Origin of the sequence: Neobacillus massiliamazoniensis (assembly GCF_001048695.1) — a bacterium.
Lineage (GTDB): Bacteria > Bacillota > Bacilli > Bacillales > Cytobacillaceae > Neobacillus > Neobacillus massiliamazoniensis.
Map to the genome: position 1 here is coordinate 1,040,201 of NZ_CVRB01000001.1, position 11,666 is coordinate 1,051,866.

At 35.8% G+C, this 11,666-nt stretch carries 9 protein-coding genes, 2 pseudogenes and 1 riboswitch; of the genes and pseudogenes, 9 read left to right on the top strand and 2 right to left on the bottom strand.

All coding sequences use genetic code 11. From position 1 onward, the window contains the following. The first annotated feature begins 201 nt into the window (after window positions 1-201). Window positions 202-305: riboswitch (purine riboswitch) on the top strand. A gap of 182 nt (window positions 306-487) precedes the next feature. The 4 genes from BN1082_RS05005 to BN1082_RS05020 all read left to right on the top strand — a co-directional run bounded on the left by BN1082_RS05005 (window position 488) and on the right by BN1082_RS05020 (window position 4,743). Then, on the top strand, window positions 488-1,360 hold the full coding sequence (locus tag BN1082_RS05005) for a 5'-methylthioadenosine/S-adenosylhomocysteine nucleosidase (protein WP_090631713.1): 873 nt from the start codon (window positions 488-490) through the stop codon (window positions 1,358-1,360). A 426-nt stretch (window positions 1,361-1,786) separates the two neighbouring features. Beyond that, a complete protein-coding gene (locus BN1082_RS05010; RefSeq protein WP_090631715.1) occupies window positions 1,787-2,281 on the top strand; it encodes a sigma-70 family RNA polymerase sigma factor in 495 nt (164 codons plus the stop codon). Then, a complete protein-coding gene (locus tag BN1082_RS05015) occupies window positions 2,265-3,437 on the top strand; it encodes an anti-sigma-I factor RsgI family protein (protein ID WP_090631717.1) in 1,173 nt (390 codons plus the stop codon). The genes BN1082_RS05010 and BN1082_RS05015 overlap by 17 nt, the downstream gene beginning before the upstream one ends. A gap of 343 nt (window positions 3,438-3,780) precedes the next feature. Further along, on the top strand, window positions 3,781-4,743 hold the full coding sequence (locus BN1082_RS05020) for an NAD(P)H-dependent glycerol-3-phosphate dehydrogenase (RefSeq protein ID WP_090631720.1): 963 nt from the start codon (window positions 3,781-3,783) through the stop codon (window positions 4,741-4,743). A gap of 197 nt (window positions 4,744-4,940) precedes the next feature. On the opposite strand, the gene BN1082_RS05025 is transcribed toward BN1082_RS05020, so the two are convergent. Then, window positions 4,941-5,519: an acetylglutamate kinase gene (locus BN1082_RS05025; RefSeq protein WP_090631722.1), complete on the bottom strand. Its 579-nt coding sequence runs from the start codon at window positions 5,517-5,519 to the stop codon at window positions 4,941-4,943. Between the two features lie 303 nt (window positions 5,520-5,822). On the opposite strand from BN1082_RS05025, the pseudogene BN1082_RS05030 reads away from it, so the two are divergent. From BN1082_RS05030 to BN1082_RS28090, 5 genes and pseudogenes are all read left to right on the top strand, one after another. After that, window positions 5,823-6,072: pseudogene (locus tag BN1082_RS05030) on the top strand (FAD-dependent oxidoreductase); the annotation flags it as partial. A gap of 16 nt (window positions 6,073-6,088) precedes the next feature. Continuing rightward, a complete protein-coding gene (locus BN1082_RS05035; protein WP_090631725.1) occupies window positions 6,089-6,517 on the top strand; it encodes a protein-tyrosine phosphatase family protein in 429 nt (142 codons plus the stop codon). A 206-nt stretch (window positions 6,518-6,723) separates the two neighbouring features. Then, the gene (locus tag BN1082_RS27320) at window positions 6,724-6,894 is read left to right on the top strand and encodes a hypothetical protein (protein ID WP_176699595.1); all 171 of its coding nucleotides are present in this window, start codon (window positions 6,724-6,726) and stop codon (window positions 6,892-6,894) included. A gap of 669 nt (window positions 6,895-7,563) precedes the next feature. Beyond that, a complete protein-coding gene (locus BN1082_RS05040) occupies window positions 7,564-8,034 on the top strand; it encodes a DinB family protein (protein ID WP_090631728.1) in 471 nt (156 codons plus the stop codon). 162 nt (window positions 8,035-8,196) lie between these two features. Then, window positions 8,197-8,403, top strand: coding sequence for a hypothetical protein (locus BN1082_RS28090; RefSeq protein ID WP_090631731.1), 207 nt, complete (start codon window positions 8,197-8,199; stop codon window positions 8,401-8,403). A gap of 702 nt (window positions 8,404-9,105) precedes the next feature. Here BN1082_RS28090 and BN1082_RS05050 read toward each other — a convergent pair. Then, window positions 9,106-10,694: pseudogene (locus BN1082_RS05050) on the bottom strand (FAD-dependent monooxygenase). Between the last annotated feature and the right edge of the window lie 972 nt (window positions 10,695-11,666).

Below are 11,666 nucleotides of genomic sequence, written 5' to 3' on the forward strand. Positions count from 1 at the left end.
GGAATGTACTCAAGCTTAAACGGGTTAGGTTAATTGAAGAAGGAAAAAGTAGTTAAATAAGTGAAATAGTATGAATCGTTAATGATTCCCGTCAATTTTTTCTATATTTCCCCTAAAACACGAACGTTATGTTAGTATTTTTTAAAAATATTCACCATTTTTATTGAAAAACTATTATAAGTTTGCTATATTATCAAAGTAATAATCATAAATATCATTACTCGTATATGCTCGGTAATATGGTCTGAGTGTCTCTACCTGGTTCCCAATGAAAGAACTAGACTACGAGTTAAAGTATTCGGCTGCTGTTCGGCATTTTAGTGCCGCTGCTGCTTTATAATTTAGCTTAAGTTTTATTTTTTGCTTAATTATCAATACTTTGACTTTCGTAGGTCTAGAAGGTAGAAATCATTCTACATTTCTAGACCTTTTTATTTGGACAAAACCATCGAGTGTATCAAACAACAAGAGAAAAGGGAGATTATTTATGAAATTAAAGAGTTACGCTTCATTAGCAATTATTGCTGCATTGTTCTTATTAATTCTTGCAGGATTTATAACACCTTCACTATTTGAAACAAAAGTAGAAGGTGCTCAAAGGCCTATTATCATTCAAGGCCCAATGCCAATAGAAGCTGAAAAAATTGTACAAAGATTAGATAAAGTTAAAGAAGAAAAATCAGGATCTTTTGTATTTTACAAAGGAACTCTAGACAAATATCCTGTAATTGTTGCTTTAACAGGGAAGGGAATGGAAAATACAGCAGCTGCTACAGCAGTGGCTATTGAAAAATATAATCCTATTGCAATAATCAATGAAGGAACATCAGGCGGTCATGATCCGAACTTAAACGTATCTGATATTGTTTTAGGTAAAAGAGTTACAAACATAGGTTCATTAAAAACAGAAAATATGGATACAAACCAAGGAATTGATCCAACGAAATGGATACCTATGGACTTAATGGCTTCTAAAGGAAGTGCAGGAGAAGATCCAAATGCTGAAAACATCCGTTACTACGAAGGAGATAAGGATTTACTAGCAGCTGCCAATGCAGTAAAAGATACATACACTCTGGGTAAGGTCGTCGAAGGTACTATAGGTTCAGCGGACGTATGGAATAATGAAGTTGATCGAATTAAATGGTTCCATACTAAGTATGGTACATCTGTAGAAGAAATGGAAGGTGCCGCCGCAGCACAAATTGCCAAAGATTATGATGTACCATTCTTGGGTATCAGAGTACTATCCAATAATAAAACAAATGGCGGAAAATACAGCCCTGATACAGCAGCAGCAAATCAAGATTATGTTTATGAAGTAGTTAAAAAATATATATCAACTTTGTCAAGCAAATAATATGGAAAGCATTAACAATGGAAATAATTAATTCCCAGCCCTTACCCCGGTTCGAGTATCTGTAGGTAAAAGAAGTGCCTTCATTTTTGGAGGTTTAGTTGAGGAATCTTAGAGCTGTTTTACACAGCTCTATTTTTATTGAATGCAGCTCATTCGTTTTGAGAATTAATCTGACAAAGGTGAAGTAAAATTGAAGCATGTTCTTTGTAATTTCATGAGGGTAGTTAAAAGATTAGTTTAAAGTAGGGAGTCGCACGCGACTCCCTTATTTTTTTCTTAAGTAATTAATTCATTAATGAACATTACTATATTTGAAGATATTTAATGTTCAAAGTTTCGGCATTTCTTAAAAAAATCTTTTACAATTCGACAAAGTATGCAAGGATTTATGATAATGAATCGTTTTAGTAGTGAGTGGGGGAGAAAATGATTAAACAACCGGTTGAAGATATGATTAAACATTCCCTTGAGAAATACGCCGACATGGTGAGGAAAATAAGCTTCCTGTATTTACGAAATCGAGATGATGTGGATGACGTATTTCAAGAGGTCTTTCTAAAATTTTTGCAAAACAAAGTACCTTTCAAGAATGACCAGCATGAAAAAGCTTGGCTTATTCGTGTAACAATTAACAAATGCAAAGACCTTTGTAAAAGTTTCTGGCGTAAAAATATCGACATAATCGATGGGCATGAGATTGCTTTTGAAGATCAGGCTGAGAGTGAACTAATGCAAGCTGTGTTAGCCCTTCCAACGAAGTATAAGGACGTAATTTATCTTTTCTACTATGAAGGGTACACCGTGGTTGAGATTGCGAAAATGCTAGAACAAAAGGAGAATACCATTTACTCAAATTTACACAGAGCGAGGAAACTTTTGAAGCAGAAATTAGGAGATGATGCAAATGAATATACGTTTTAAATCTGCGATGAACCGCGTTAGGGCGGAGAATGACTTGATTCGCAATACCGAACAATTCTTAAAAGAAAACCTAAAAGAAAAAAGCAAACAAACAAATATTATGAAAGCAACTAGGAGGATGTTTATGAAGAACAAATGGATTGCAGTCGCTGCATCAGCAGTATTAGTTATGGGTGGTAGCATTGGGGCTTACAAATACAACCAACACAAAAATACCCCAGTTTCGTACTTAAGTTTAGATATCAATCCAAGTGTAGAAATTGCTATAAATTCATCCGGTGATGCAGTAAGTGCAATATCATACAACCAAGATGGAGCTACTATTCTAAAAGGAATTGATGTTAGTGGTTTAAGTGTAGAAAAGGCTGTAAATGAACTTGTGCAGTCTGCTGCTAACCACCATTTCATTGAAACAGATGGATCAACAGTTGTTTCTGTTACTTCTGAAACTAAAGATAAAGATGAAGATGAAGCAAAAATGCTTGAAAAAGATGCAGAGAAAGGAGTTAACGAAGCTTTAAAAGCAAAAGAGAAAGAAGCAACAATTGAAAAAAACAACATTGATCTTTCAAGACGTGATGAAGCGAAGAAGCTAGGTATCAGTCCAGGAAAACTGAACCTTATTCAAAGATTGCAAAAGCTTGACCCATCTATCTCAGTGGATACATACAAAGATGCAAAAGTGAAAGACATTATGGCAGCCATTCATGAGAAAGAAGGAAAAGCCAAGGGAAACAATCCTTCAAACAATACCAATGAACAAAACAAAGACGATATCGCTAAAAACAATTCACAAATAGATGAACAAAACAAAGACAATGACGCTAATAACAATTCACAAATAGATGAACAAAACAAAAACGGTGGCGCTCAAAAGAATTCAAAAATAGATGAACAAAACAAAAATGGTGGCAATCAGCTAAACAAAAATGGTAGCAATCAACAAAACAAAAATAGTGGCGCTCAAAATAATTCAAATATAAATGAACAAAACAAAAATGGCGGCAATCAACATAAAAGCGATGACGACAACCAAGGAAATGGCAATCAATCTTCAAGTAAGAGCCATTCCTCAGAGAAATCATCGTCAAACCAAAGTGTTCATTCTTCAAACAATAATAATCAAGGTGAAAATGAAAGCAAAGGAAATCAATAAGTGCATTAATTAGCACATCTATCACTTCTAGTTTCAGATATATGTTAATTAGAATTCGAAAAGTGGGAATTTTAATTAGTGCATTTTTTCGAATTGAAACTAAAAGGAGCATGACCGTCCAAGTGGCGGTCTTTTTTTGTTATTGAACTCCCAATAAGGCAGTTCCTTCTTGTACGAACGGAGCAGTTCAATAAGGAATAATAAGATGAAGGATATTTTATAAAGCTGGTCGAATATAACCCTTGTCCATATGAAAAAATAATCAACTCTTTTTCCTTTAGGAGATGGCAGAGCAATTATTAAATAGAAAATAATAAATTTAAAAAAAGATGAGGGTGAAATATTGAATATTTCAGTTTTAGGTTGTGGACGTTGGGGAACCTTTTTGGCTTGGTATGCTAATAAAGTTGGACACAATGCTATGCTATGGGGGAGAGAAAACTCAAGGAATTTCATTGGATTAAAAGAGACCAGAAGAAATGATTACCTTTCATTACCAGAAGATGTAGAACTAACAAACTCATTAGAAAAAGCCATATTATATGCTGAAATAATAATTATATCCATTAGTGCTCAAGAATTACGTTCCTTTTCAAAACAATTAAGCTCATTAAATGCAATACAAGGTAAAACATTTATTTTATGTATGAAAGGATTAGAGGCTAATAGTGGTAAAAGACTTTCTCAAGTATTTGGAGAAGAGGTTGGAAAAAATATAAATACAGCCGTATGGGTAGGACCTGGACACGTACAAGATTTCGTGAATAATATACCAAATTGTATGGTTATAGGTTCTGAAAATATTGAAGTAACAAAAAAAATTGTACAAGAGTTGAATAGTGATTTAATTAGATTCTACTATGGGCAGGACCTTATTGGAAATGAGATTGGGGCCGCTACAAAAAATGTTATGGGTATAGCAGCAGGAATGTTAGATGGATTAAATTATAGCAGTTTAAAAGATTCACTTATGGCAGGGGGGACAAGGGAAATCTCTCGTCTAGTTAGAGTAATGGGCGGAAATGATGTAACTGTATATGGATTGAGTCATCTTGGAGACTTTGAAGCAACATTATTCTCAGATAATAGTCATAATAGAAAATATGGACAGGCATTAGTTGAAGGAAAAAACTTTGGAAAATTGGCAGAAGGTGTTGCAACGATAAAGGCATTAAAGGTATTATCCATCCAATATGACGTTCAACTCCCGATTTGTGATGCATTATATGAGATAATATTTGAGAGTAAGAATGCAGAAGAAACATTGAAAGATTTATTTTTAAGACCTGTAAAATTTGAGTTTTAATCCTATGCCATATCTCTTCTTATTAACCAAGGTTTCAGCATTGGATATGGTAGAATATGGATGGTTATTTTTATCAAAAAGAGCATTATGTGAAAAATTTTACTCAAAGTAACAGGGTCGTTGAGTTTAATTTGAAATCACAAAAAATAAATAATAAAGGCACTGAAATTAGTGCCTTTTAGTATCTTAATGTGCAATCAGCAACTCTTAAACTTTTTGGGGAATTGTTCCACAATTCCATTCGATATTATATCCGCCATTTCTAAAGCTTCCAACTCAATTTTATCAAACACAGCAATACTTTCTTTAAAATCTCCTTGAAGTATTAATACTGCTTCCTGTGTAGTAAGTGCCAGATGCTCGAAAAACATTTCTCTGAATTCATTTAGTGGTATAAAAGGATTTATTCTATTTAGAAATTCGGAAATTTCTTCACCATTTGCGTACCATTTTCTCTCTAAAGCTGCTACAGCTTTTTGATTGCCTGCTTTTGCAGCTGTGACAATTTCCGCAGCAATTACCAGGTGCGCCCTTATTAAGCTGCTGAACTTTGCGGCTATTTTATTTCCATAGAAAGGCTTTAGTAAATTTCCCATATCTGTAGCGTTCCGGAGAAGACGTGCGGTATTAGCGTCTAAATCAGGTAAACTAAAAGCTATGCTATTGATCGTCAATCTTGTCCAGTATACGTGTTGTTCCCAGACTAAACGCCAGGCATTTCTTAACTTAACTTCCTGTTCACTTATACAAGAAGAGTTGAACCAAGGTTTATTCATGGTTTCACCCCCTTACCCGCCAATTTTATACTCAGTATATTCCGATTCAAAAAAGCGGCTTGTACGTTTCTAATTTATTGGGGAGGTTTTTTAATTGAAAAAATAAAGACAAGCTATTATTTGGGGGTTAATTGCTATTGTCCTATTTTTAATTTGGCTATTTACTAAATAAGGATATTTATTTAAGTAAGGGGGGCGATTGTTCAAGAAGGGCAGTCGCTTCTTGCACTAACGGAGTTGAACAATCGTCATTAGCTTTTTTTCAACAATCGGGCCAGATTATTTAATAACATTTAATAGAAAATAGCTATTGGACATATACCAAATACTGCTTTCCTAAATGGCCAAATCCACACCGATGAAACAGGATACATTAATGTTATACTTGGAACAACATAAACCAATATTCCTGGTGTCTTCGCATGTGGAGACGTTCAAGATAGAAAGTACCTGTCAAGCTATTACAGCAGCAGGAACAGGTTTTATGGCAGCGCTAGATGCAGAACGCTATCTAGAAAGCGATGCTACTCATGATTGGAGCAAATCATTATAAGAGGGAGAGTAACAATATGACTACAAATAACTATAACGAATTAATTAAAGATCGGATTTATTTTGGTGGAGCAGATGATGTGAAAGACATGATGGAAAAGGAAAAAGGCGATGTTATTTTTGATTTACGGGCAGAGTCACATGAGAACAGATCAGGATATGATCGTATCCATAGTCCAATCGTTGATGATGCCGAGCATCAAGACGAATCAATTAAAAATTCGATTGATCATGTTGTAAAAGCCTATAACGAAGGGAAAAAGGTTTATTTCCATTGTGGTGGTGGGAGCACTCGTGCGGGAACCGTTGCAGTTGGAACCTTAGTGTCATTAGGTAAAGTAAAGACAATCGAAGAAGCTGAAGAAATTGCTAAGGCAGCTCGTCCCAAAGTTAATGTAAAACCTCAAATGAAAGAAGCCTTAAAACGCATATTTCCTAATGCGTAATAAGAAAAACACCATTCATCAGATAAACCTTTTGATTTCCAAAAAGAGAAGAAACAAGTAAGATAAGTAAGTAAATTTTTTGAAAGGTGATGGACAAATTGAATATCACAGATCAAGCTCGTGATGTATTAAAGCAATTGTTCCAAGAACACGATGCCAAAAACATTCGTGTCTATTTTGCAGGCTTTGGCTGAGGACAGCCACAAGTGGGACTGGCTCTGGATGAGCCAGATAAGAATGATAAAGTGGTAATAATCAATGAAATAAAGGTGGCAATCGATACAGATATTGAACCTTATACTGATGGCCTTACTCTTGATTTTGATCAAGAGACAAATGGGCTAGTGTTATTGGAAAATGAGAACAGCTGTTGTTAAATAAAAACATTATCAGAGGTAGTTAGATAAAGACTAACTACCTTATTTTTATTGGAGGAATCTTTTTTTCTTCTTTGGGTAAAGATCAAAACGTGTGTTTACCACCTTTTTGATCAAACCGATACTCACCTAGTTAGTTGATAATTTCCTTGGCTCCTGCTGTTAAACAAAGGGGCTCACTCATTTGTTAAGCACCTTTATATATTAGGAAATTTAAATTCATGAACATCAGTTGTTGGTATTTTTGCTTTGAGGAGTCATGGAACAGCAATCAACTTTTTCAGCATTTGTACTGATTTCATCGACATCTGCTTTGGTGTAGAAAAACTCCCACTCGTTTCCGTCACCATGAGTGCTTCTCGTAAGGGAGAAACAGTATGTGATGCACCGAGGTCGTTGGAGTCAGACTAACGGTTGGGCTCTAAGGCACCATAGTATATCGACCTTTCTCTCCCAGCCGTAGTAGCGGTATTGACGGTTTAAAACAATTTTCATCCTCTGTGGTGCAGCCCTGTTTTTTGCGCTGCATGGGTGGCTAACGGGTAGCGTTTCTGAAAATATGCATAGATGTCTCAGGTTAAGAAGTAGAGAATTAAAGAAGGATATTTACATAAAAACAGGAATACATTTGTCATAAAGAAAGTTTCTTGAATAAAGGAGGACTTAAATATGAAGGCGTTAATTGAAGAGTATAGCCGCGGATACGAGATGTTGCGGGAAACCGTCGAAGGACTGTCTGAGGAGGAGCTTCGATTCAAGCCATCTCCCGACAAATGGAGTATTCATTCGATTCTAATCCATGTAACAGATTCTGAATTAGTGTCGACACCGAGAATGAAAAAAGTCTTGTCTGAAAAGGAGCCACTTCTGATGTCGATGGACCAGGATGCTTGGGCGAATAGTTTGGGGTATGAACAGTTAGACTGTGAACAATATCTGCATCTGTTCCAATTGATTCGTTCCAGCATGCTTCCTATTCTGAACCAACTGACAGCCGAACAAGTAGAGAGGGTGGGAGTGTATGCTGACGCGGGACGGTTTACTTTCAAACAATTATTGGAATATCGCGTACTGCATGTACGAGGACACATCGCACAGATCGAACGGGTGAGGCAAGCATATCGGGAGAGCCAGATTTAATAGGTTAGCTTCCTATACAACGGGGGCAATAGTAAATTAAGGAGCTGAGATTACAGTTCATTTTTTAATTGCTACTAATGGGGCGGCATTCCTGTAATGAATGAAAATAGGGTTTGAGTGTGGTAAACAAAGAATCTATTTTTTTACAGTTAAAGTAAGGAGATGCTTTTTTTGATTAGCCTTTTAGAAAACATATATGAGATATCTATAGCCATACTACTCTTGTGTTCACTTTTTTACTTTAGACAGATGAAAAAAACGAAGCGAGAAAGAAAACTTTCTACTTTTGAATTTGTAATGTATAGAATAACTCAAACCGCAATTTTTCTATGGCTAGCCAGTTTTTTCCTTCTTAGATATGGAATTTAAATGAAAGGTTCTTATAATACGAAATGAGGCTCTAGTAGAATAGTGACGATATAAAATGGCTTAGATAATCCAGATGTGCAAATTGCAGTTTTTTACATAAGAGGAGAGCCTCTAAAGTTAGTCTATTAAAAGAAATCTTACTTCGACAATTTATTTCCTCTTTTGGAGGGGAAAATCCTTTATGGATAAGGAGTGTGGCTCAATTTAATCAAACGTTTGATTAAAAGTGAAAAAACTAGAAAAGAGTTGTAAAATGTCATAGTTTTTTTTTTATAAGAGAATAGGGGCGAATCCTTTAATTTTTCAAGACAACTTTCAACTATTTTTTATGCGAATGGGTAAGATTTTCGTTGCAATAAAGGGAAATCTTGCTGTTTTAAACAAACGTTTGATTAACTATGAAAACCCCCGAAATGGGTAGAAATAAAGTTTGTTTTGGCAGATAAAAACTCATACTGCTAGTTCATGTCGAATGAGCAAGATAAATACCAAATCAACTGACAATTCCTGCAGCCATTTCCGGCCAAAAAGGTTGATTTGATAGAACTGGTGGGAAATTTAATCAAACGTTTGGTTGAATCGGAGTGACGGAGAAATTTGGTGAGGAATGTCTAGTGTTAGTATCATCATGAGGTCACAACTAAAGTTGATCTGTAAGTAAGCGCAATTTATTGAAATAAATTGCGCTTTTCTGTAACGTTCTTAATTGAATATCACCTGTAAATGTTTCTTTAAAAGATGTATGTTTAGATCAACGCACTTAAAACTCATATAGCCGTCGGGCCGGACTAGAAGCATTCCCTCTTTAGAAGCAAATCCGTACTTGCTGTAAATTTGCTCCTTTAAATCACATAAGTAATTTTGTTGAATCGCACGGTTTCGTTCTATTCCGATTTGAAACACCTGTATTGGCAAGAGATCCACATGTTCCTTGATTTTCTTAAACGCTTCATGATTATCTGTAAACACAAATAGAACATGTTTTGTCGTTGTTAATAAATCGTATAGCCTCTGTCCTTCGTCTATGATTTCGTCGGGAACCCTGTCTCCTGGCTGTAACCGATCTCCTTTATTAAACTGCTTAGATCCGTATTCTTCACCATGCACAATCGGACTATGACGATAATGGATACCTGTCTGTGAAATTGCATCGATGAATTTTTGGTTGATGATTCGCGAAGATGTAAGGACTGGAGCAATCGTTTTTCTAACTTTATTGACTAAGCGACTTTTTTGAATAAGGATTCTCGTAAAGCGTTCGGTTCCTGATAATAATTTGCCCCAGACTGGTTCTCTTTCCGTTGTGTATGTATCCAATAACGTATCTGGGGAATAGTTTTTAAGGACAAGCGCTAACTTCCAGGAAAGATTATAGGCATCTTGAATTCCTGTATTCATTCCTTGGGCGCCTATCGGAGAATGAATATGAGCAGCATCTCCAGCTAAAAAGACACGTCCCAAGCGCGCCTGTTTCACCTTTCTTTGATTTACAAGGAATCGTGAGGTCCATGACACGTTGCTCACCGATGTGTTCGTTGGTCCGATTTCCTGAATCATCTGCTCAATTTCTTTAATACTAACCTCCGATTGTTCTTTGGGACTAATATCGGATGTCATTAGAATTCTGTGATTTCCGTCTTTCATCGGGAAAAATGCAATGAACTTTCCCTTGTCAAGAAACGCATAACTCTGGTTATTGGGCAATTCCCATTCTACTTTAAGATCGGCTAGGGAAAAGTTTTGTTGAATCGTCACACCTTCAAAATTCAACCCAAGTTGATGTCGGACTGTACTATGAGCCCCGTCACACCCCACGATATATTTGGTAAGGATGGTCGTGGCATTTCTATTCCTTTTTGAACGACCGCTGTTGTTCCATTAGCGTCTTGCTCGATTTCTAACAGTTTCGTTTCCCACTCCACATCATGATTTTGTTTCATTAAATGGTGATAAAGAATTTCTTCTGTCTTGTTCTGCGGCAACATCAAAACAAATGGAAAAGGACTATTACATCGCTTATTGAAATCAAAATGGATAAGTCCACGGTCTTTGTTCATCACATTAAATGCTGGTGTGACTAGGCCCATTTCAACCATTTCCTTATCAATTCCTGTTTTCTCATAAAGCTCCAATGTTCTTGGCATGATACCTAACGCTTTTGTCGTTTGTGAAGTGGTAATTGCTGAGTCAATAATCTTAAATGATATATCATGTCTGGCCAATTCATTGGCTAATGTAAGGCCGGTTGGTCCTGCACCCACAATCAACACATCTGTATCAAAGCTATTCATTTGAAGATCCCCCTTATCTCAAATGTTTATAATGATCACTAAATAAAAAGCCAGAATGTTCATACCTACTTGTTTCCTTGACACTATTGTATGAAGGCATAAAACGCACTTAAAAAATGTATGATAAGCAAATAGAGTTTAGTCCTATCTTTTTTTAAAGCTTTTGATCAATTAGCTATATTCCCACTTTTTATATTAAAAGAAATCCTGCTTCGACAATTATTTTCTTCTTTTGAAGAGAAAAAAGCTTTATGGATAAGGTGTTTTGCTCGATTTAATCAAACGATTGATTAAAAGGGAAAAAGCCAGAAATAAGTTGAAATATGTCTTGGATTCATTTTTATAAGTGAATAGGGGCGAGTCCGTACGATTTTCCAGACAACATTCAACTATTTTTTCATGGCGCCGAGTCAGACTTTCGTTGCCATAAAGGGAATTCTACCTGTTTTTATCAAACGTTTAATTAACCATGAAAACCACCGAAATGGGTAGAAATTAAGTTTGTTTTGGCAGATAAAAACTCATGCTGCTAGTTCATGTCGAATGGCCAAGATGAATACCACATCAACTGACAATTCATGCAGCGGTTTTCGGCCAAAAAGGTTCATTTGATAGAGCTAGCGAGAAATTTAATCAAACGTTTGATTGAATCGAAGTGATGGAGAAATTTGGTGAGGATTGTCTAGTGTTAGCATTATCATGAGGTCGCAACTTTTCCAAAAAATTGAGTTTTGCTTGATTTCGGGAATGTAGAAGGCCTCTAGTTTCCCGAAAAAAAGAATTTTACATGATTTCAGGAAAGTGGAAGGCCTCTAGTTTCCCGAAAAAAAGAATTATGCCTGACTTCGGGAAAGTAGAAGACCTCTAGTTTCCTGAAAAAAAGTATTTAGCCTGATTTCGGGAAAGTAGAAGGCCCTAGTTTCCAGAAAAAATAAATTTAGCCTGATTTCGGGAAAGTAGAAGGCCTCTAGT

Excerpts from the sequence above, each read along its gene's own strand:
- BN1082_RS05005 (WP_090631713.1), top strand. The coding sequence starts at position 488 with ATGAAATTAAAGAGTTACGCTTCATTAGCAATTATTGCTGCATTGTTC.
- BN1082_RS05010 (WP_090631715.1), top strand. The coding sequence starts at position 1,787 with ATGATTAAACAACCGGTTGAAGATATGATTAAACATTCCCTTGAGAAA.
- BN1082_RS05015 (WP_090631717.1), top strand. The coding sequence starts at position 2,265 with ATGAATATACGTTTTAAATCTGCGATGAACCGCGTTAGGGCGGAGAAT.
- BN1082_RS05025 (WP_090631722.1), bottom strand. The coding sequence starts at position 5,519 with ATGAATAAACCTTGGTTCAACTCTTCTTGTATAAGTGAACAGGAAGTT.
- BN1082_RS05035 (WP_090631725.1), top strand. The coding sequence starts at position 6,089 with ATGACTACAAATAACTATAACGAATTAATTAAAGATCGGATTTATTTT.
- BN1082_RS05040 (WP_090631728.1), top strand. The coding sequence starts at position 7,564 with ATGAAGGCGTTAATTGAAGAGTATAGCCGCGGATACGAGATGTTGCGG.
- BN1082_RS28090 (WP_090631731.1), top strand. The coding sequence starts at position 8,197 with ATGCTTTTTTTGATTAGCCTTTTAGAAAACATATATGAGATATCTATA.